Origin of the sequence: Cellulosimicrobium sp. PMB13 (genome assembly GCF_051294865.1) — a bacterium.
GTDB lineage: Bacteria > Actinomycetota > Actinomycetes > Actinomycetales > Cellulomonadaceae > Cellulosimicrobium.
In genome coordinates, this window is sequence record NZ_CP145910.1 from 3,017,924 (window position 1) to 3,036,961 (window position 19,038).

Consider the following 19,038-nt stretch of genomic DNA (forward strand, 5'->3'; position numbering starts at 1 on the left):
CACCGCGGCGCGCCCGGTGCGCTCGCCGGTCATCCGGCGAGCGCACCGACACCGGTCAGCCAGCCGACGTGCGCGCCGAGCACGACGACGCCCGCGGCCGCCGCGAGGACCGCAGCGGCCGCGAGCACGTCGCCCGTGCCGAGCGCGACCGGTCGGGAGGTCGTGCGCGGCCCTGCCCCGAGCCCGCGCGACTCGAGGGCGATCGCGAGGCGTTCGGACCGGCGGATCGCGCCGACGAGCAGCGCGAAGGCCGCCGTGCCCAGCGCGCGGGGCGATCGCGGGAGGTCGCCCGCGGCGCGGCGCGGGTCCCGGACCGCCTGCGCGCACCGGATCGTGTGCCACGTGCCCGGAAGCTCCTCGAGCAGCCGGTGCGCCGCGAGCACGGCGAAGGTCCACGTGGCGGGCAGCCGGGCGTGCTGGTGCAGGCTCGTCATGAGGCGGACGGGATCCGTCGTCAGCACGAGCGTCAGGGACAGGACGCCGACGAACAGCGTGCGCAGCGCGAGCGAGGCGCCGATCGTCAGGCCGGTCGCGCCGACGGTGACCGGGCCGACGACGACCACGTCGCCGCCGGAGCGCGTCAGGACGTTCACCACGAGCAGGCTCGCCGCGAACGCCAGGAACGGCACGTGGCCCAGGGCGACCGCGCGCAGCGGCACCCGCCCGAGCACCAGGAGGGCGGCGACGGCGAGGACGTAGCCGATCGCGGGCGTCACGGGGTCCGTCACGAGCAGAGCCGCCGTCGACAGCGCGAGCACCGTCGCGAGCTTCACGGTCGGGTTCCACCGGGCGAGCGGGCTCATGCGTGCACCGCCGGGACGCGGGCGCGGCCGGGCCGCGAGCCGGAGGCGAGGGCGTCGTCGAGCGCCCGGACGAGCGCGCGCAGCCCGACCCCCCGGCCGCGTCCCGTGCGCGCCCACCACTCGAGCAGCGGCGGCCGGGCGAGCCGTCCACCGGCGCACAGCGCGTCGTCGGCGAGCACGGCCGACGTCTCGCGGTCCGCGACGACCTCGCCGTCGACGACGACGGCCACGCGGTCGGCGATCCGCGCGACGAGGGTCAGGTCGTGCGTGACGAGCGCGACGGCGCCCCCGCGGTCGGCGAGGTCCCGCAGGACGCGGCCGGACGCGTCGGCCTGGGCGCGGTCGAGGCCGAAGGTCGGCTCGTCCGCGAGCAGGACCGGGGGATCGAGCACGGTCGCGGTCGCGAGGGACAACCGGCGCTGCTCGCCGCCGGAGAGGCGGAACGGGTTCGCGTCGGCGAGGTGGCCGAGCCCGTACGCCGCGAGCGTCCGCGCGACGCGCTCGTCGAGGTCCGGGACGCCGGCGAGCCGCGGTGACCAGGCGACCTCGTCGCGGACGGTCCGCGCGAGGAGCTGGTGCTCGGGGTCCTGGAAGACCATCGCGACGGGCGTCGGTCCGGCCACGGTGAGCGTGCCGGATCGCGGTTCCAGCCCGGCGAGCCCGCGCAGCAGCGTGGACTTCCCGCTCCCGTTGGGCCCGACGACGGCGAGCACCTCACCGGCGCGCAGGTCGAGGTCGACGTCGTGCACGACCGGCGCCCCGGACCGGGTCACCGTGAACGAGCGGGCACGGAGCGCGACGCGTGCTGGGCCGTCGGCCGACGGGGCGGTGGGCGACGCGGCGGCGAGGTCGACGAGCCAGGTGTCGGTGACGTCGGAGCCGAGGGGGCCGGGTGCGCCGGCCGCCTCGAGCACGACGTCGAGAGGGAGCCAGCAGCCGAGCTCCACGAGCCGCTGCGCGTGCTCGCGCAGCACGACGCGGGTGGGGCCGTGCGCGACGACGCGTCCGGCGTCGTCGAGCACGAGCGTGGCGCCCGGCAGGTCGCCGAGCTCGTCGAGGCGGTGCTCGACCACGACGACGGTGCGGCGCCGCGCCGCGCCGTCGGCGGGGAGGGAGCCGTGGGCCAGCCGCGAGACCACGCCGCCGACCTCGCGGGCGCCCGCGGGGTCGAGGAGCGCGGTGGGCTCGTCCAGGACGAGCACCGCGGGATCGGTGACGAGCGCGGCGGCGAGCGCGACGCGCTGCGCCTCGCCGCCGGACAGCGCGTGGGTCGACCGTGCGCGCAGGTGCGTGGCCCCCACCGCGGCGAGGGCGTGCGCGGATCGCTCGTCGATCGTGGCGGGGTCGGCGGCCCGGTTCTCGAGAGCGAAGCGCAGCTCGTCCTCGACGCGGCCGAGGCACAGCTGGTCGCCGGGGCTCTGCTGCACGAGACCGACGTCCGCGGCCAGGCGCGCCACGGCGACCTCGCGCGGATCGTGGCCCGCGACCTCCACGTCGCCGGTCACGTGGCCGGGCAGCGTGTGCGGGACGACGCCGGTGAGCACGCGCAGCAGCGTCGACTTGCCGCACCCGGACGGTCCGACGACGAGCAGCCCGGTCCCCTCGGCGACGTCCACGCTCACGTCGTCGAGGACGGGGACGCCGTCGTGACCGACGCCGACGGACAGGCTCCGCGTCCGTACGGCCACGGTCCCCGGTGCCGCTGGACGTCGGCCGGTCTCAGCCACGGCGCGACTCGATCGCGAACGCGTCGAGGACGCCGGTGCGCGCGAGCGCGTCGCCGAGCAGGCGCGCCGCGATCCCGCACAGCAGCACGCACGACACGACCTGGATGCCGAGCCGGAGCGTCGCGTAGTCCTGCCCGAGCCACCCGAACCGGACCGCGTTGAACGCGTACGTGACGAGAGCAGCGCTCACGCCGGACGCGACGAAGACCCACCACCCGTAGCGGCGGTAGCGCGTGAGGGCGAAGGGCAGCTCGGCTCCCGCACCCTGCACGAGCCCGACGAGCAGCAGGAGCGGTCCGGCGGGCGAGGCGAGGAACACGACCTCGACGAGCGCGGCGAGCGTCTCGGTGAGGATCCCGACGCCCGGCTTGCGCACGATGTACGTCGCGAGCGGTCCGACGACGATCCAGGCGCCGGCGAGCACGTTCGCGGCGAGGTCGGCGAGCGGTCCCATCGCCAGCTGGAGCGGCGCCCAGAGCTGGACGAAGGCCCAGTACACGAAGCCGAACACGACGCCGAGGACCGCGACGAGCACGGTCTCGTGGAGCGTCAGGCCGCGGCGCCGTCGGGGCGCTCCTGGCCCGGGCGTGACGGGTCGTGCGGTGGGTCGTGCGGTGGGCCGTGTCGTGGGTCGTGCGGTGGGCTCGGTCATGCGGGTCCCTTCGTCGGGCCGCGACGGGTGCACGACGGCGCGTCCCGACCCTCTGCGCGCGCACGTGCCCCGCTGCACGGCCGTGCGGACCCGTGCGGGCGCGTGCGGGCGCAGGGGACGGTGACGTCGGCCCTGCTCCCTTCGCTGGTACGAACCAGATCAGGTTCCACGGGTCTGCCGGTGGGACACGGATGTCCGGCCGGCACTCTCAGCGCTCGTGCGCTCCCCGGGGGCGTTCGGGCCGACCCTAGGGCCTCCTCCTCGCGAGGACAATCCCGTCGTCTCACGGTGCGGGACGCGTCGCCCGGTCCTCGGCGAGCGGTGTGAGAGGGTGCGACCGGCGAGACGCGCGGGGACGGTCGGTACCGACCGGCGCTCGGGCGGGCGCGTCGCGGACGACCCCGGCCGGGCGACCGGACGCCGGGGGTGGTCCAGATCTCCGACGACGAAGGAGCACGATGAGCGAGGACAACGACCCCGGGCTGGTCGCCGAGCTGGACCGCCTCGACCAGGCGGTCAGGGCAGCGCCCGCCGGCGACACGACGGCGCAGATCGCGCTGTGGCGGCAGACGACCCGCTTGACGACGTGGTTCTTCATCGCGCGAGGCTCCGCCGACCGGCCCAGTCCCTACGGCGTCGCGTCGGCGCAGGGGCCGATGATCTGTCTCTACAGCAGCGCCGCTCGCGCGCGCGAGGCCGCTCGTGCCCTGGGCCTGGTCGGCGCGGAGGGTGACGAGGCGCCGCTGATCGGCGTGCCGGTGCCGGCGGCGATCGACTATCTCGCCTCGTTCGGTGCCGTCGGCGTGGTCGGTGTGACGCTGGACCACCCGCGGATCGGTCACCACGTCCCGCTGGCGAACCTCGCCGTGCTCAAGGGGTGGGCGGACGAGGCGACGCGGTGAGCGAGGTCGACGACGCGGTCGAGCGGAGCCTGGACCTCGCCTGGGAGCTCTTCGCGGCCCAGCCGACGCATCCTCGGGTCGCCGAGCTCGCGCTGCAGGTGCTCGCCGCCCAGCCCGAGCGCAGCGGCGTGTCCCTGCTGCTCGGCAGCCACCGTGAGGTCTGTGGCGAGACCGACGCGGCCCGGCGCCTCTACCTCGACGTCGCCGGGCGTCGCGACGCTCAGTTCGTCAACGCGGCCCGCGCGCTGAGGCACCTGGCGTTCGCCGAGGACGACCACCCCGAGGCGCTGCGGTGGGCGAACACGGTGCTGCGAGAGGACCACGAGCAGTGGGACGACTGGATGGAGCTCGGGGCCGCACTGGCGCTCGGCGGCGAGCACGAGTCCGGCTGGTCCCAGCTCGACGACGCGGTCGAGCGGTGCGCGCGGACGGCGCCGGACGAGCTGCCCCGGGCGCTCGGGCAGCGCGCCGTGCACCTGCTGCGGACCTACGCGCCGGTCGACCGGTTCGTCCGCGCGGCCGAGGAGGCGATCCGGGCCGAGGCGGCGAGCCCCTGGGTCGCGCTCATGCTGGGGTGGGCCTACCTCCTGCAGTACCGCTTCGACGACGCCGAGCGGCTCGGGCTGCGCCTCCTCCGGGAGAACCCGACCGAGGACCTGTTCCAGAACCTGGTGGGGACCGCCCGGACGCTGCAGGGAGTCGTCGAGAACGCCGACGCGGAGGGTTACACCCTCGAGGACATCCGTCGCTCCGGGGTGCTCGAGACGGCGTGGCGCGAGCTCCGTGACCAGGAGCTCGGCACCGACCTGCGCTCCGCTCTCGCCGCGCTGGACCAGGTGATGCCCGCGGACCTGCGCGCGACGCTGCGACCCGGCGCGTCGTTCGGCGACGAGGCGGAGACCGAGCACATCGGCGCGATGGCCGCCGAGGCGCTCCTGACCTGGCACGACGGTCAGCGGCCCGGCTCCGGTGCTGTGTGGGGTCAGGCCGAGCCGTTCCGCCTGATGTCGGCGGCGGAGGTCGTCGCCCTGTGCACGGAGATCGAGGCGGACCCCGCGGCCCATCCGGACTGGCCCGAGGACGAGGCGGGGGAGCAGGTGATGACCGACGACGCCGGGGCCTACCTCGTGGTCGTCGCGTTCGGAGCGCTGGTCAGGCGTCGCCCCGGGTACCCCGAAGAGGCCGTCGCGCCGTCGATGGCCGACTGGGTCTGGGACCGCGTGGCCGAGCTCGGGGGCCGCGACCCGCGCCCGACCCCCGTGCGGGACCGAGGGTCCGCTCCGGCGCCTTGACACGAGTTCGAACACCTGTTCGAATCAGGGGGTGAGGTGGGACGGACAAGCGATCGGCGCGGACGACGGCGCGCTCCCGGGGCTGGAGCGCGTGGGCCTCGTGCGCAGCGTGCGCACGCCCGAGTTCGCGGGGATCACGTTCCACGAGGTGACGGCGAAGAGCGCGCTGTCGAAGGTGCCCGCGATGTCGCGCATGCCGTTCCGCTGGACGGTCAACCCGTACCGCGGGTGCAGCCACGCCTGCTCGTACTGCCTGAGCCCGCAGACACCGGTGCTCCTCGCCGACGGGACGCAGCGGCCCGCCGGCGAGCTCCAGGTGGGTGACGAGATCGTCGGCACCCAGGCGCACGGCGCCTACCGGCGGTACGTCCGCACCCGCGTGCTCGACCGCTGGACCACGCGCAAGCGCGCCTACCGGGTGACGCTCGCCGACGGTACCCGGCTCGTCGCGAGCGCCGACCACCGCTTCCTCACCGAGCGGGGCTGGCGCCACGTGGTCGCCGGCGCGGGCCACCGCGCCCACCTCGCGCTCGGGGACGTCCTCGTCGGCCCGGGACGGAGCGGGTTGCGGGACCTCGCCGCCACGGCTGCGGCGGACGAGGGTCCCGGCGCCTCGCCCCTCCTCGGGCGGGACGTCACCGGCGGCGACGCCCTGCGCGTCGAGTCGCTCGAGGCGCTCGGCGGCGCGGACGACCTCGTCGAGCTCGTCGACATCACGACGGGAACGCGCGACTTCGTCGCGGCCGGAGTCGTCTCGCACAACTGCTTCGCGCGCCCCACCCACCAGTACCTCGACCTCGACGCGGGCGACGACTTCGACCGCGAGGTCGTCGTCAAGGTCAACGTCGACGAGGTGCTGCGCGCCGAGCTGGCCAAGCGGACGTGGACGCACGAGCCCGTCGCGCTCGGGACGAACACCGACCCCTACCAGCGCGCGGAGGGCCGGTACCGGCTCATGCCGGGGATCGTCTCGGCGCTCGCGGACTCCGGCACGCCGCTGTCGATCCTCACCAAGGGCACGCTGCTGCGCCGCGACCTGCCGCTGCTCGTCGACGCGGCGTCACGCGTCGAGGTCGGGATCGGGGTGTCGCTCGCGCTGCTCGACCCCGACCTCCAGGCGTCCGTCGAGCCCGGGACGCCCAGCCCCCGGGCACGCCTCGACCTGATCCGCGCGATCCGCGAGGCCGGGCTGCCGTGCGGGGTCATGGTCGCCCCCGTGCTCCCGTGGCTCACGGACTCCACGCGCGCGCTCACCGACCTCCTCGACGCGGTCAAGGACGCGGGTGCCACCGGCGTCACCGTGCTCCCGCTGCATCTCAAGCCGGGGACGCGCGAGTGGTTCATGGCCTGGCTCGCGCGCGAGCACCCGCGCCTCGTCCCCGGGTACGAACGGGTCTACGACCGTGGCACGTACGCGTCCAAGGCCTACCGGTCCTGGCTGTGGGACCGTGTGCGCCCCATGCTCGAGACGCGGGGCTTCGCCGTCTCGGGCCACCGTGGCCCGTCGGGCGTCGAGGGTCGCTACCGGCGCGGCGAGCTCGGCGGGCTCGGTGCCGCCGAGCCGCCCGTCGACGGTGCGTACCCCCGCGGCAGCCTCGCCCGCCCGGCCGACCCGTCGGCGGCCGGAGGAGCGCTCGCCGGCATGCCGGTCGACGGCGGAGCGCTCGACCTCGCGGGCGGCGGCGTGGAGCAGGTGCTGTTCTGAGGCCCGCTCAGGCGGGACCACTCGGCACCGGGGCGACGCGCACGACGTCCGTCCGTGCCACGACCCGGTCGCGCACCTCGGCCAGCGCGACACGCGCCGGGTCCACCATGTACTCGGCGAGCGCCGCGTCGTCGGGCATCTCGATGACCTGCACCTCGCAGGGCGCGGTCGGGTCCTGGCCGGGCAGCGCGCGCACGCGCTGCACCACGCGACCGCCGTGAACGGGCACGAGCGCGAGGACCTCGTCCTCGTACCTGGCCAACGATTCGGCGTCGTCGGTCGGCCACAGCAGGACGCACAGCGTGATCGGCACGGTCGGCAGGCTACGCCCGGCAGGCGGGACGCGTCACCCGTCCGCGAGCCGCGGGGGGAACCCGCCCGTCGCGACCGGGCCCCAGCGGGTGATCGTCACGCGCACGAGGCACTTTCCCTGCGCGACCATCGCCGCGCGGTACTCGTCCCAGTCCGGGTGCTCGCCCGAGATCGCACGGTAGTAGTCGACGAGCGGCTCGACCGCGTCGGGCAGCTCGATCACCTCGGCGGTCCCGTCCACCTGGACCCACGGGTCGGAGAATCCCGGACCGAGCGACAGGAGCGACGCCTGCGACCGGCGACGCAGGTTGACGGCCTTCGCGCGCTCCGGGTACGTCGACACCACGACCCTGCCCTCGCCGTCGACCCCGTACGTCACCGGGCTGAGCTGCGGCGAGCCGTCGGAGCGCGTCGTGACGAGCACGCCGTCGTGACGCGAGCGGAGCAGCTCGACGAGCTCGTCACGCTCGACCCGGCGGGCGGTGGCGATGGTGCGGGGCATACGGATTCTCCTGGTGGGCTCGGGTGCGTCACCGACTAGACTCGCACGGGCGCTCGCGCGCCCCGACCCCCAGCACTTTCATGGAAGGACGAACTCCGTGCTCCGCACCCACACGGCCGGCTCACTGCGGGCCGAGCACACCGGTCAGACCGTCACCCTCACGGGCTGGGTCGACCGTCGGCGCGATCACGGGGGAGTGGCCTTCATCGACCTGCGCGACGCGTCCGGCATCGCCCAGGTCGTCATCCGCGACGAGTCCGTCGCCCACCCGCTCCGCAACGAGTTCGTGCTCCAGGTCACCGGCGAGGTCTCGCGGCGCCCCGACGGCAACGAGAACCCGAACCTGCCGACGGGCCAGATCGAGGTCCTCGCGAGCGACGTCGTCGTGCTCAACACGTCCGAGGCGCTGCCGTTCCAGGTGTCGACGGCGCTCGCGGACACGGAGACCATCGGCGAGGAGGCGCGCCTCAAGCACCGTTACCTCGACCTGCGTCGCCCGGCGCCCGCGCACGCCCTGCGCCTGCGCTCCAAGGTCAACCAGGCCGCCCGCCGCGTGCTCGACGCCGAGGACTTCGTCGAGATCGAGACGCCGACCCTCACGCGGTCCACGCCCGAGGGCGCGCGCGACTTCCTCGTGCCCGCGCGCCTGTCGCCCGGCTCCTGGTACGCGCTGCCGCAGTCGCCTCAGCTGTTCAAGCAGCTGCTCATGGTCGCGGGCATGGAGCGCTACTACCAGATCGCGCGCTGCTACCGCGACGAGGACTTCCGCGCCGACCGCCAGCCCGAGTTCACGCAGCTCGACGTCGAGATGAGCTTCGTCGAGCAGGACGACGTCATCGCGCTCGCCGAGAAGATCCTCGTCGCGCTGTGGGAGCTCGTCGGGTACACGATCCCGACGCCGATCCCCCGCATGACGTTCCACGACGCGATGCGCCTGTACGGCAGCGACAAGCCGGACCTGCGCTTCGGCAACCCGCTCGTCGAGCTCACGGACTACTTCAAGGACACGCCGTTCCGTGTGTTCCAGGCCGAGTACGTGGGCGCCGTCGTCATGGCCGGCGGCGCCTCGCAGCCGCGCCGCCAGTTCGACGCGTGGCAGGAGTGGGCCAAGCAGCGCGGCGCTCGCGGCCTCGCCTACGTGACGTTCCAGGAGGACGGCACGCTCGCGGGCCCGGTCGCCAAGAACCTGTCCGACGCCGAGCGCGAGGGCCTGCAGGCCGCGACGGGCGCGCAGCCGGGCGACGCGGTGTTCTTCGCCGCGGGCAAGACGAACGACTCGCGTGCGCTGCTCGGCGCCGCGCGCCAGGAGATCGCACGGCGAACGGGAGCGATCGACAGTGCTGAGTCGGCTGACGCGTGGGCGTTCGTCTGGGTCGTCGACGCGCCCCTGTTCAAGCCGACCGGGGAGGCTGCCGCCGAGGGCGACGTCACGCTCGGTAGCTCCGCCTGGACGGCTGTGCACCACGCGTTCACGTCCCCGACGCCCGAGTGGGTCGACACGTTCGAGTCCTCCCCGGGCGACGCGCTCGCGTACGCGTACGACATCGTGTGCAACGGCAACGAGATCGGCGGCGGCTCGATCCGTATCCACCGCCGCGACGTGCAGGAGCGCGTGTTCGACGTCATGGGCATCGGGCCCGAGGAGGCGCAGGAGAAGTTCGGCTTCCTGCTCGACGCCTTCAAGTTCGGCGCCCCGCCGCACGGCGGCATCGCGTTCGGCTGGGACCGCATCGTCGCGCTGCTCACGCAGTCGGACTCGATCCGCGACGTCATCGCGTTCCCCAAGTCCGGCGGCGGCTACGACCCGCTCACCCAGGCGCCCGCACCGATCACGCCGGAGCAGCGCAAGGAGGCTGGCGTCGACGCCAAGCCCGCGGCGAAGGGGGAGCCCGGGAACCTCCCGGCGGCCGCGGCGGAGTGACGACCAGCACGTCTCGCCACGAGGGCGCGCCGCCCCGGGACGACCGGGACGGCGCGCCCTCGCGTGTGCGTGCGGCGTGGGCCGACCATCCCGTCGTGCGCGCGGAGGGGCACGCCTGGGACCTGCTGGACGCCGGAGCGCGGGACGACGCGCTCGTCGTGCGCCGGCCGCTCGACGACGGCGGGGTCGGGCTGTGGGGGCTGGGGACGCCCGACGGCGTCGCGCACCTCCTCCTGGACGAGCCGCGCCTCGCGGCCGACGTGGTGCGCTCGTCCCTCCCGCACGGGACGACGGCCGCGGCGTCCGCTCTCCTCGGGGGCGCCGTCGAGCGCCTGCCGATGCACCTGCGCACCGCGCCCGTCTCCCGCTGGGACTGGTTCACCGCGACGACCGAGCCGCCCGCGCAGCCGGGGGAGGAACGCGTCGTCGCGCTGGACGGGCCCGACGGACGGGCGGCGGCGCGGGCGACGCTCGACCTCGCGAACCCGCGCGCGGAGCTGGACCCCCACGATCTCGGTACGCGGTGGTGGGGCTGGCGCGACGACGGCGGCGTGGTGCGCGGGGTCGCCGGCGCGCGGTGCCACGGACCAGGCATGCCCTGGACGATCGGTGGCGTCGCCACGGACCCGGCGGTGCGGGGCCGTGGCGTCGCGCGGGCGGTCACGGCGGTCGCCACGCGCGCCGCGCTCCGGCACGACGAGATCGTCGTCCTCGGGATGTACGCGGACAACGGCGCCGCGCGACGTGTCTACGAGCGGCTCGGGTACGCCGTCACGCAGGAGTTCGAGTCCCGCCGCTGACCCGACGTCGCCCGGACGCTCGCTCCCCGTCGCCCGGGCACCTTCTGCCGTGGGCTGCCGCTCTGCCGGGGGAGCCGTGCCTGCCGTCCCGCCCGCCGTCAGTGCGAGAGCGAGAGCCTCCGCTGCACCCGGCCCAGGGGGCCCGGCGCCCACCAGTTGAACCGGCCGAGCAGCGTCATGGTGGCCGGCACGAGGAGCAGGCGGACGATCGTGGCGTCGATGAGCACCGCGACCGCGAGCGCGAAGCCCACCTCCTTGATGACGAGGAGCTCGCCGAACACGAAGCCCGTGAACACGACGACGATGATCGCGGCGGCCGACGTGATGATCCGCCCGGACCGCTGGAGCCCGAGCCGGACCGCCTCGTCGTTCGGGTGCCCGGCGTCGTAGAGCTCCTTGACGCGCGCGAGGAGGAACACCTCGTAGTCCATCGCCAGCCCGAACGCGAACGCGACGACCAGAGCCACGACGTACGTCTCGATCCCGCCGACCGACGAGAACCCGAGGAGCCCTTCGAGGTGTCCGTCCTGGAACACCCACACGAGCACGCCGAGCGACGCCGCGAGCGAGAGCACGTTCGTGAGCAGGGCCTTGACGGGGATGACGACGGACCCGGTCATGAGGAACAGCAGGATCATGGTCGCGCCCACGACGATCCCCACCGCCCACCACACGCGTTCTCCGAGCGCGTCGAGGAAGTCCACCTGGCCGGCGGCCTGTCCCGTGACCCACACCTCCGTGCCGGCGTCGAGCGCGCGCACGTCCCGCACGACCGAGACGGCCTCGGGGCTCCCGGCGTCGCCGCCCTCGACGTGGATGCCGACGACCGCGTAGCCGTCGAGCGCCGCCGCCGGGTCCACGCGTGCGACGCCGTCGACGCCCTCGACCTCGTCCGCCCAGGCCTGCGCGTCCTCGACGCCACCCTCGACCACGGCGAGGACCTGCGGTCCCGCGCTCGACGGGTACTGCGCGGCCAGCTCGTCGACGAACTCGCGCTGGGGCGAGCTCGCGGGCAGCAGCTCGATCCCCGAGTTGCGGACGTGGATCCCGAGCACGGGCAGCGCCAGGACGACGAGCACGACGACGGTCCCGATCAGCACCCACAGCGGGTGGCGCTGGACGCGCCCGGCGAGACGGGAGAAGACGCCCTCGTCGGACTGCACGTCGGCGGTGCGCTCGAGGACGCGACGGAGCCCCGGGATCCTCCCGAGGAGCCCCGGGCGGGCGAGCCGTCGACCGGTGAAGGCGAGCAGCGCCGGCACGAGCGTGAGCGCGGTGGCGACGGCGATCAGCACGACGGCGAGCCCGCCCGCGCCCACAGAGCGCAGGATGTCGGGGCGGAAGACCATGAGGCCGCCGATCGAGATCGCGACCGTGAGGGCCGAGAACGCGACCGTGCGCCCGGCCGTCGCCATCGTCCGCACGAGCGCCTCGTGCGCGACCCCGTCGCCGCGCCGTCGCCGCAAGGCCGGGTCGTCACCGGCGTCGATCAGCCGGTGCAGCTCCTCGCGGAACCGCGAGACGACGAGGAGGCCGTAGTCGATCGACAGCCCGAGCCCGAGCACGGTGACGACGTTGACGACCGACGCGTCGACGTCGAGGAGGTATGTCAGGCCGAACAGCGCGCCGAGGCCGCTGCCGATCGACGCGATGGCTCCGGCCATGGGCATCGCGGCGGCGAGGAACCCCCCGAAGACGAGCACCATGATGAGCAGCGCGACCGGGAGCGCGACCTTCTCGCCCGTCGTCAGGTCCTCCTGCACCTGCGTCGTGATGGCGTCGATGATGAGGCCGTTCGACGCGACGAGCCCCGTCGCGTCGCCCGCCGCGTCGGGGGCGGCGGTGGCGAGCTCGCTGGGCACCGCCTCGAAGTCCTGGATGACGCGGGCAGTCACGGCGTCGGACCGCTCGGGTTCGAGGTCGGTGCGGAGGGTGACCACCGTGAGGAAGCCGTCGCCGTTCTCCGCGACGAGCGGCCGTGCCGCCTCGTCCTCGACGCCGCCGGGCAGGACGTACGGGTTGATGACGGTCTCGACGCCCTCGATCGCGACGAGACCCGCGTTGACGTCCGTCATGGCGTCGGCGACCGCGGTGTCCGCCGGGTCGACGCCGCGGACCAGGAGCGTGACCTCGGGTCCGCTGTCGTCGTTCTCGGCGAGGATCTCGTCCGCCCGGGCGCTCGGGGAGCCGGGCACCGACGGTGCCCCGGTCGTCACACGGTCGAACAGCCCTTCGCCCTGGACACCGAACAGCGCGAGCGCGAAACCCACCGCCGTGAGCACGACCCAGACGAGGACCGTGAGGCGGGGATGACGGGCGATACGTCGACCGAGGCTGGAGAACACGAGCGTCAGCATCCCACCCGTGCTGGTGGCCTGTCAGATCGCGCCGTGCCCTGGGGACGACCTTCACCCGACCTCCCCAGCGGTCTGCGGCGTCGGTGGCGGTGCGTAGGCTCGTCCGCATGCCCACCCCGCCCACCGGCGACCTGTTCGGCGGCGACCTGTTCGGTGCCGCGACCTCCGGCACCCAGGGGACACCCCGTCCCGGCCCCGGCGCGCCCCTCGCCGTCCGCATGCGTCCGGCGACCCTGGACGAGGTCGCCGGTCAGTCCCACCTGCTCGTGCCGGGGTCGCCCCTGCGCCGGCTCATCGAGGCCGGGGAGCCGGGCGCGTCACGCGCGGCCCCGGGATCGGTGATCCTGTGGGGCCCGCCGGGCACGGGCAAGACGACGCTCGCGTACCTCATCGCGACGGCGTCCGGTCGCCGGTTCGTCGAGCTGTCCGCCGTGACGGCCGGCGTGAAGGACGTGCGCACCGTCGTCGAGGACGCGCGTCGCCGCCTCGCGACCGGGGGCGAGGAGACCGTCCTGTTCATCGACGAGGTCCACCGCTTCTCCAAGTCCCAGCAGGACGCGCTGCTGCCGAGCGTGGAGAACCGCTGGGTCACGCTCGTCGCGGCGACCACGGAGAACCCCAGCTTCTCGGTGAACTCGCCGCTGCTCTCCCGGTCCCTCCTGCTCACCCTGCAGCCGCTGGACGACGACGACGTGCGCGCCCTCGTGCGGCGCGCCGTCGCCGACGCGCGCGGCCTGGACGGTCTCGTCGAGCTCACGGACGAGGCGGAGGGCCACCTCGTCCGGCTCGCCGGCGGCGACGCCCGCAAGGCGCTCACGGTGCTTGAGGCCGCGGCCGGTGCCGCGCTCTCGGACGCGCCGGGCGGCGCTCCCGCCGTCGTCGACCTCGACACGGTCGAGCGCGCCGTCGACGTCGCGGCCGTGCGGTACGACCGGGACGGCGACCAGCACTACGACGTGGTGTCCGCGTTCATCAAGTCGATGCGCGGCTCCGACGTGGACGCGTCGCTGCACTATCTCGCGCGCATGATCGCGGCGGGGGAGGACCCGCGGTTCATCGCGCGCCGCATCGTCATCGCGGCCGCCGAGGACGTCGGCATGGCGGACCCGTCGGCGCTCCAGACCGCCGTCGCCGCCGCGCAGGCCGTGCAGCTCATCGGCATGCCGGAGGGGCGCATCGTCCTCGCCGAGGCGGTCGTGCACCTCGCGACGGCCCCGAAGTCGAACGCGGCGTACCTCGGGATCGACGCGGCCCTGGCCGACGTGCGCGCCGGTCGGGCGGGCTCGGTGCCGCCGCACCTGCGCGACGCGCACTACCCGGGCGCGAAGCAGCTGGGCCACGGCGCGGGGTACCGGTACGCGCACGACGCCCCGCACGCCGTCGCCCCGCAGCAGTACCTGCCCGACTCGCTCGACGGCGCGCGGTACTACACGCCGAGCGACCGCGGCTACGAGCGTCAGGTCGCCGAGCGGCTGGCGCGCGTGCGGGAGATCCTCGACCAGCGCGTGCGGTAGACTTCTCAGGTTGCCTTCCGGCGACCACCTGGGACCTCGGCCCCGACCCGTCGTCTCTCCTCCAGGAGAGCCTCGTGGTCCATCGGCTGGTCCCGCACCCGGCTCTCGGCGTCTCGTCGATGAGGACGGGTGTGACGTCAGTACCCACACGACAGGAATGAGATACCGCTGTGACGTCTGTCAAGCGCTCGCGCCGCCAGGTCCGCCTGAGCCGCGCCCTGGGCATCGCCCTCACCCCGAAGGCCGTCAAGCACTTCGAGAAGCGCCCGTACCCCCCGGGCGAGCACGGCCGTGCGCGCCGTCGTACCGAGTCGGACTACGCGGTCCGTCTGCGCGAGAAGCAGCGTCTGCGCGCGCAGTACATGCTGCGCGAGAAGCAGCTCGCCCGCGCGTACGAGGACGCCCGCAAGGACAAGGGCCTGACCGGTGAGGCGCTCGTCGAGAACCTCGAGACCCGTCTCGACGCGCTCGTCCTGCGTGCCGGCTTCGCCCGCACGATCCTGCAGGCGCGCCAGCACGTGACGCACCGCCACATCCTCGTGGACGGCAAGATCGTGGACCGCCCGTCGTTCCGCGTGAAGCCCGGCCAGACCCTCCAGGTCAAGCCGAAGAGCCAGGCGACCACGCCGTTCCAGGTCGCGGCCGCGGGCGCGCACCGCGACGTGCTGCCGGCCGTCCCGGCCTACCTCGACGTCCAGCTCGAGAAGCTCAGCGCGATCCTCGTGCGTCGCCCGAAGCGTGCCGAGGTCCCCGTGACCTGCGAGGTCCAGCTCGTCGTCGAGTACTACGCTCGCTGAGTCCCGCTCCGGACGCCTCGCTCACCGCTTCGTCGGCGAGCGAGGCGTTCGTGCGTCCGGGCAGGTTCTGTCGGCACGTCCGACGGCCGGGTCGGGACCCCTGCGGGCCGTCGACGGCGCGGGGCGGGTAGTGTTTCGCGCAGCCCGTGCGTGCGGCGTGACCAGCATGACCAGGCGGCGAGCGGCGTCGTGGCCCGTCGGGCGCAGGCCTGCGGGACCGTGACCAGACAACGTGGATCAGGCACAGGAGGAAGAATGTCCCTGGGAGATGTGGCCGGCCTCATCGCGGCGATCGCCTTCGTGCTGCTCGTGGGCCTGCTCGCGGTGCCCCTCCTCAAGCTCGGCCGCGTGCTCGACGAGGCGCGCGCGAGCATCAAGGAGGTCACGGACCACTCCGTCCCGATCCTCGACGAGGCGGCGACGACGGTGGCGACCACCAACAGCCAGCTCGTCAAGGTGGACACCATCACCACGTCGGCCGCCCAGGTGAGCGAGAACGTCTCCGCGCTCACCGGCCTGTACGCGGCGACGTTCGGTGCGCCGCTCGTCAAGGTCGCGGCGTTCACCTACGGCGTGCGGCAGGCGTTCGCCCGCTCGTTCGGCCGGTCGTCCGGTGGCGGAGCCTCGTCCGGCGAGAAGGGCTCGCGCTGATGCGCCGCGTCTTCTGGGTCGGGGTGGGCGTCGCGATCACCGTCGTCGTGGTCGTCAAGGGCCGACAGGTCCTCGCGCGCTATGCGCCCGCGTCGCTCGTCGACCAGGCCACAGACCGCGTCAACGGCCTCGGTGAGAGGGCCGTGCACCTCGTGCGCGACTTCCGCACGGAGTTCACCACGGCGCGCGACGCGCGCGAGCGCGAGCTCCTGGCGGCCCTGCTCGCCGAGGGGCAGGAGGACCCCGACGCGGTCCGCGCGCGTCGCGCCACCGCCGGCCGGCACACGAGACCGGACGCGCGCGCAGACGGCGACGACGACGAGGACCTCCTCGGCTACTCCTTCTGACGCCCGAACGCCTGCCCGAACCCTGTGGCCCTGACGGGCCCGCCCTCCACGAAGACCGAAGGACATCATGCGCACCGCCGAGATCCGCAAGCGCTGGCTCGACTACTTCGCCGACCGCGATCACACCGTGGTCCCCTCGGCGTCCCTCGTCTCGCCCGACCCGTCGACGCTGTTCACCATCGCCGGCATGGTCCCGTTCATCCCGTACATGACGGGTGAGCAGACGCCGCCGTGGGACCGCGCGACGAGCGTGCAGAAGTGCGTGCGCACGCTCGACATCGACGAGGTCGGCAAGACGACGCGGCACGGCACGTTCTTCCAGATGAACGGCAACTTCTCGTTCGGGGACTACTTCAAGGAAGGCGCGATCACCTACGCCTGGGACCTCATCACGAGGCCGCAGGCCGAGGGTGGCTACGGCTTCGACCCCGAGACCATCTGGGTCACCGTCTACCACGACGACGACGAGGCGCGTCAGCTGTGGAAGCGCATCGCCGGGCTGCCGGACGAGCGCATCCAGGCGCGGGGCAAGGCGGACAACTACTGGACGACGGGCCAGCCCGGCCCGGCCGGCCCGTGCTCGGAGATCTACGTCGACCGCGGTCCCGCGTACGGCAAGGAGGGCGGGCCCGTCGTCGACGAGGACCGCTACCTCGAGATCTGGAACCTCGTGTTCATGCAGTACGCGATCGACGACGTGCGCTCCAAGGAGGAGTTCCGCATCGTCTCCGAGCTCGCGCGCAAGAACATCGACACGGGCATGGGCCTCGAGCGTGTCGCATACCTGCTCCAGGGCAAGGACAACCTCTACGAGATCGACGAGGTCTTCCCCGTCATCTCGGCCGCGCAGGAGCTCTCGGGCAAGCGCTACGGGGCGAACCGTGACGACGACGTGCGCATGCGCGTCGTCGCCGACCACGTGCGCTCCGCGCTCATGATCATCAGCGACGGCGTGCGCCCCTCGAACGAGGGCCGCGGCTACGTCCTGCGCCGCCTGCTGCGCCGCTCGGTGCGTGCAATGCGGCTGCTGGGCGTGGACGACCAGGCGCTGCCGGCGCTGTTCCCCGTGAGCCGCGACGCCATGGCCGCCTCCTACCCGGAGGTCGCGACGGACTTCGAGCGCATCTCCTCGATCGCGTACGCCGAGGAGGACGCGTTCCGGCGCACCCTGACCTCGGGGACGACCATCCTCGACACGGCCGTCGCGAAGGCCAAGGCCTCCGCCGGCGCGAGCGGCACGCCCGTGCTCGGCGGGGACCAGGCGTTCGCGCTGCACGACACCTACGGGTTCCCGATCGACCTCACGCTCGAGATGGCGGCCGAGCAGGGCGTCCAGGTGGACGAGAAGGCGTTCCGCTCCCTCATGGCCGAGCAGCGCACGCGCGCCCGCGCCGACGCGCTCGCGAAGCGCTCCGGCGGCGTCGACACCGCTGCGTACGAGTCGCTCGCCACCGAGCTGTCCGCGCCCGTCGAGTTCCTCGGCTACACCGAGTCGACCGCGGCCGTGAAGGTGGCCGGGCTGCTCGTCGACGGCGTGCCCGCTCCCGCGGCGACCGCTCCGGCGGACGTCGAGGTCGTGCTCGACCGCACGCCGTTCTACGCGGAGGCCGGCGGCCAGCTCGCGGACCACGGCACGATCGTGCTCGACGGCGGCGCGACCATCGAGGTCGACGACGTGCAGCGCCCGATCAAGGGCTTGTCGGTGCACCGCGGTCGACTCGTCGAGGGCACCGCGGCGCTGGGCGATCCGGGCACGGCGACGATCGACACGGCGCGGCGCAAGGCGATCAGCCGCGCCCACTCGGCGACCCACATGATCCACAAGGCGCTGCAGGAGTCGCTCGGCAAGGACGCGACGCAGGCCGGGTCGGAGAACGCGCCGAGCCGCATCCGCTTCGACTTCCGCCGCTCGTCGGCGGTGCCGGGCGGGGCGCTGTCGGAGATCGAGGAGCGGGTCAACACCCAGCTCGCCGAGAACCTCGACGTGACGGACCAGCTCATGCCGATCGCCGAGGCGCGCGCGATGGGCGCGATGGCGCTGTTCGGCGAGAAGTACGGCGACACCGTGCGCGTCGTGTCGATCGGCGGGGACTGGTCGCGCGAGCTGTGCGCGGGCACGCACGTGCAGCGCACGGGCCAGCTCGGTCTCGTCACGCTGCTCGGCGAGTCGTCGATCGGGTCCGGCGTGCGCCGCGTCGACGCTCTGGTGGGTGACGGCGCGTACGGCTTCCAGGCCAAGGAGCACGCGCTCGTCGGCCAGCTCACCGGCCTGCTCAACGTGCGCAGCGACGAGCTGCCCGACCGGGTGGGCTCGCTCGTGTCGCGGCTGCGCGACGCCGAGAAGGAGCTCGCCCAGCTGCGGCAGGCGCAGCTGCTCGCCGCGGCGAGCGGCCTCGCCGCAGGCGCGGAGCGCGCGGGCGACGTGCGCGTCGTCGTGCACGACGCCGGGGAGGTCGCCTCGGCGGACGACCTGCGGGCGCTCGCCCTCGACGTGGGCGGTCGCCTCGGGGAGTCCGAGCCGAGCGTCGTCGCCGTCGGCGGTGTCGCGAAGGGCCGCCCGCAGGTGGTCGTCGTGACGAACGCGGCCGCGCGCGCGGCCGGGCTGCGTGCGGGCGCGCTCGCGAAGACCGCGGCCCAGACGCTCGGCGGCGGAGGCGGCGGCAAGGACGACATGGCCCAGGGCGGCGGCACCGACGTCTCGGCGCTGCCCGCCGCTCTCCAGGGCGTGCGCGACGGCGCCTCCGCGGCCGCGTGAC

At 74.1% G+C, this 19,038-nt stretch carries 16 protein-coding genes and 1 riboswitch; of the genes, 10 read left to right on the forward strand and 6 right to left on the reverse strand.

Annotated elements, in window-relative coordinates:
• Positions 1–29 precede the first annotated feature (29 nt).
• The 3 genes from V5D56_RS13575 to V5D56_RS13585 are packed head-to-tail and all read right to left on the reverse strand — an operon-like array spanning position 30 to position 3,182.
• Positions 30–803 (reverse strand): energy-coupling factor transporter transmembrane component T family protein, encoded by a 774-nt coding sequence (locus V5D56_RS13575; protein ID WP_435735830.1) that lies wholly within the window; start codon positions 801–803, stop codon positions 30–32.
• Positions 800–2,530 carry an ABC transporter ATP-binding protein gene (locus V5D56_RS13580; RefSeq protein ID WP_435735831.1) on the reverse strand — a complete coding sequence of 577 codons (1,731 nt, stop codon included), beginning with the start codon at positions 2,528–2,530 and terminating at the stop codon, positions 800–802. The genes V5D56_RS13575 and V5D56_RS13580 overlap by 4 nt, the downstream gene beginning before the upstream one ends.
• A complete protein-coding gene (locus tag V5D56_RS13585) occupies positions 2,523–3,182 on the reverse strand; it encodes an ECF transporter S component (protein WP_435735832.1) in 660 nt (219 codons plus the stop codon). The genes V5D56_RS13580 and V5D56_RS13585 overlap by 8 nt, the downstream gene beginning before the upstream one ends.
• 117 nt (positions 3,183–3,299) lie before the next feature.
• A riboswitch (TPP riboswitch) is annotated at positions 3,300–3,421 on the reverse strand.
• A 219-nt stretch (positions 3,422–3,640) separates the two neighbouring features.
• Between V5D56_RS13585 and V5D56_RS13590 the strand changes: the two genes are divergently transcribed.
• From V5D56_RS13590 to V5D56_RS13600, 3 genes are read left to right on the forward strand one after another with little or no spacing between them, the layout of a single operon-like run.
• Positions 3,641–4,084: a hypothetical protein gene (locus tag V5D56_RS13590; protein ID WP_435735833.1), complete on the forward strand. Its 444-nt coding sequence runs from the start codon at positions 3,641–3,643 to the stop codon at positions 4,082–4,084.
• Positions 4,081–5,376: a hypothetical protein gene (locus tag V5D56_RS13595; RefSeq protein WP_435735834.1), complete on the forward strand. Its 1,296-nt coding sequence runs from the start codon at positions 4,081–4,083 to the stop codon at positions 5,374–5,376. The genes V5D56_RS13590 and V5D56_RS13595 overlap by 4 nt, the downstream gene beginning before the upstream one ends.
• 31 nt (positions 5,377–5,407) lie before the next feature.
• Positions 5,408–7,081, forward strand: coding sequence for an Rv2578c family radical SAM protein (locus V5D56_RS13600; RefSeq protein WP_435735835.1), 1,674 nt, complete (start codon positions 5,408–5,410; stop codon positions 7,079–7,081).
• A gap of 7 nt (positions 7,082–7,088) precedes the next feature.
• On the opposite strand, the gene V5D56_RS13605 is transcribed toward V5D56_RS13600, so the two are convergent.
• A complete protein-coding gene (locus V5D56_RS13605) occupies positions 7,089–7,394 on the reverse strand; it encodes a hypothetical protein (RefSeq protein ID WP_435735836.1) in 306 nt (101 codons plus the stop codon).
• Between the two features lie 33 nt (positions 7,395–7,427).
• Positions 7,428–7,895: a PPOX class F420-dependent oxidoreductase gene (locus V5D56_RS13610; RefSeq protein WP_435735837.1), complete on the reverse strand. Its 468-nt coding sequence runs from the start codon at positions 7,893–7,895 to the stop codon at positions 7,428–7,430.
• Between the two features lie 97 nt (positions 7,896–7,992).
• On the opposite strand from V5D56_RS13610, the gene aspS reads away from it, so the two are divergent.
• Positions 7,993–9,816, forward strand: coding sequence for an aspartate--tRNA ligase (gene aspS, locus V5D56_RS13615; RefSeq protein ID WP_435735838.1), 1,824 nt, complete (start codon positions 7,993–7,995; stop codon positions 9,814–9,816).
• Positions 9,817–9,911: 95 nt separating this feature from the next.
• Positions 9,912–10,616, forward strand: coding sequence for a GNAT family N-acetyltransferase (locus tag V5D56_RS13620; protein ID WP_435735839.1), 705 nt, complete (start codon positions 9,912–9,914; stop codon positions 10,614–10,616).
• 98 nt (positions 10,617–10,714) lie between these two features.
• Here V5D56_RS13620 and V5D56_RS13625 read toward each other — a convergent pair whose 3' ends face one another.
• Complete coding sequence (locus tag V5D56_RS13625) at positions 10,715–12,973, reverse strand: MMPL family transporter (RefSeq protein ID WP_435735840.1); 2,259 nt, start codon at positions 12,971–12,973, stop codon at positions 10,715–10,717.
• A gap of 107 nt (positions 12,974–13,080) precedes the next feature.
• On the opposite strand from V5D56_RS13625, the gene V5D56_RS13630 reads away from it, so the two are divergent.
• From V5D56_RS13630 to alaS, 5 genes are all read left to right on the forward strand, one after another.
• Positions 13,081–14,487 carry a replication-associated recombination protein A gene (locus tag V5D56_RS13630; protein WP_435735841.1) on the forward strand — a complete coding sequence of 469 codons (1,407 nt, stop codon included), beginning with the start codon at positions 13,081–13,083 and terminating at the stop codon, positions 14,485–14,487.
• A 170-nt stretch (positions 14,488–14,657) separates the two neighbouring features.
• Positions 14,658–15,284: a 30S ribosomal protein S4 gene (rpsD, locus tag V5D56_RS13635; protein ID WP_251150918.1), complete on the forward strand. Its 627-nt coding sequence runs from the start codon at positions 14,658–14,660 to the stop codon at positions 15,282–15,284.
• Positions 15,285–15,539: 255 nt separating this feature from the next.
• The gene (locus V5D56_RS13640; protein ID WP_435735842.1) at positions 15,540–15,935 is read left to right on the forward strand and encodes a DUF948 domain-containing protein; all 396 of its coding nucleotides are present in this window, start codon (positions 15,540–15,542) and stop codon (positions 15,933–15,935) included.
• The gene (locus V5D56_RS13645; protein WP_435735843.1) at positions 15,935–16,282 is read left to right on the forward strand and encodes a hypothetical protein; all 348 of its coding nucleotides are present in this window, start codon (positions 15,935–15,937) and stop codon (positions 16,280–16,282) included. The genes V5D56_RS13640 and V5D56_RS13645 overlap by 1 nt, the downstream gene beginning before the upstream one ends.
• 67 nt (positions 16,283–16,349) lie before the next feature.
• Positions 16,350–19,037: an alanine--tRNA ligase gene (alaS, locus tag V5D56_RS13650; protein WP_435735844.1), complete on the forward strand. Its 2,688-nt coding sequence runs from the start codon at positions 16,350–16,352 to the stop codon at positions 19,035–19,037.
• Position 19,038 lies beyond the last annotated feature (1 nt).